This is a genomic window from Kitasatospora sp. NPDC087271 (assembly GCF_044744605.1).
Lineage (GTDB): Bacteria > Actinomycetota > Actinomycetes > Streptomycetales > Streptomycetaceae > Kitasatospora.
Genome location: NZ_JBIUYQ010000058.1, coordinates 1 through 1,438, shown reverse-complemented (window position 1 = coordinate 1,438; position 1,438 = coordinate 1). Strand labels below are relative to the sequence as shown.

Here is a 1,438-nt window from a genome sequence, read left to right as displayed (position 1 = left end):
CCAATGCCGGTGACTTTGTGGTCGGTGTCTCGTTGGTTGTGGTGTGGCGAGGGTGGGGCAGGTCAAGGCGCCTGCGAGTGAGCGGATATCGGACCGGATCGCGATCGGGGTACTGACCCGGGCGTTCCCGCCGGGACTGGTCGATGAGGTGATCGCTGAGACCGGGCGGGGTGAGAAACGCAGTCGTCTGCTGCCGGCGCGGGTGGTTGTGTACTTCGTGCTGGCGATGTGCCTGTTCTTCGGGCAGGGCTACGAGGAGGTCGCCCGGCTGCTGGGTGAGGGGCTCGGGGACGGTCGGCGGTCGTGGCGGGTGCCCACGACCGCCGCGATCGGCCGGGCCCGCCGACGGCTGGGGGTCGAGCCGTTGAAGGTGCTGTTCGCGCGGGTCTGCCGCCCGCTGGCCGTGCCCGAAACGACGGGCGCCTGGTACCGGCGGTGGCGTGTGGTGGCAGTGGACGGCACCTGCCTGGACCTGGCGGACACCGACGCCAACACCGAGTTCTTCGGCCGGCACGTGTCCGGCCGTGGAGCGAGTGCGTTTCCGCAGGCCAGGGTGGTGGGGCTGGCCGAGTGCGGCACTCATGCGATGTTCGGCGCGGCCATTGGCCCGCTGTCGGTCAGTGAGCAGTCTTTGTCCCGGCGGCTGTTCCCCCTTCTGCGGGAGGGGATGCTGCTGCTGGCCGACCGGGGCTTCTACGGCTTCGAGCTGTGGCAGGCCGCACGGGCGAACGGCGCGGACCTGCTGTGGCGGGTCCGCACCAACGCCGCCCTGCCCGTGCTGCGGGTCCTTTCCGACGGCTCCTACCTCAGCACTGTCCACGCCGAACCGGACCGAAAGAGCCGCCGCAACCCGGTGACCGTGCGGGTCGTCGAGTACACCCTGACCACGACCGGCGACCAGAGCGTCTACCGGCTGGTCACCACCGTCCTCGACCCCGAGGCGGCACCGGCAGCCGAGCTGGCCGCGCTCTACGTCCAGCGGTGGGAGATCGAGACCACGCTGGACGAGATCAAGACCCACCAGCGCGGCCCCAAACTCGTCCTGCGCTCGAAGTACCCGTGGGGCGTCGAGCAGGAGGTGTACGGACTCCTCCTGGTCCACCACGCCATCCGGCAGCTGATGCACCAGGCCGCCCTCAGCGAGGGCCTGGACCCCGACCGCCTGTCCTTCACCCGCAGCCTGCGGGTCGTACGCCGCCAGGTCCCCGCTCAGGCGGGACTTTCCCCCCGGCAGACTCGCCAGGGCGCTGACCCGCACCCTGGCTGAGATCACCGACCGCCTGCTACCCGAACGCCGCAGGCGGACCTGCCCCCGCGTCATCAAACGCAAGATGTCCAACTGGCCCCTCAAACGCTCCCAACACCGCAACTGGCCGCAACCAGAACCGGCGACAGTCACCATCACCCAGCCAGGAGCAACCTAAAGTCACCGGCATTG

Annotated in this window: 1 protein-coding gene; it reads left to right on the top strand. The window is 69.7% G+C overall.

Annotated features, from left to right (window positions below; translation table 11 throughout):
* The first annotated feature begins 43 nt into the window (after window positions 1-43).
* Window positions 44-1,267 (top strand): IS4 family transposase, encoded by a 1,224-nt coding sequence (locus ACIO9K_RS37875; protein ID WP_400336459.1) that lies wholly within the window; start codon window positions 44-46, stop codon window positions 1,265-1,267.
* The last annotated feature ends 171 nt before the right edge of the window (window positions 1,268-1,438 follow it).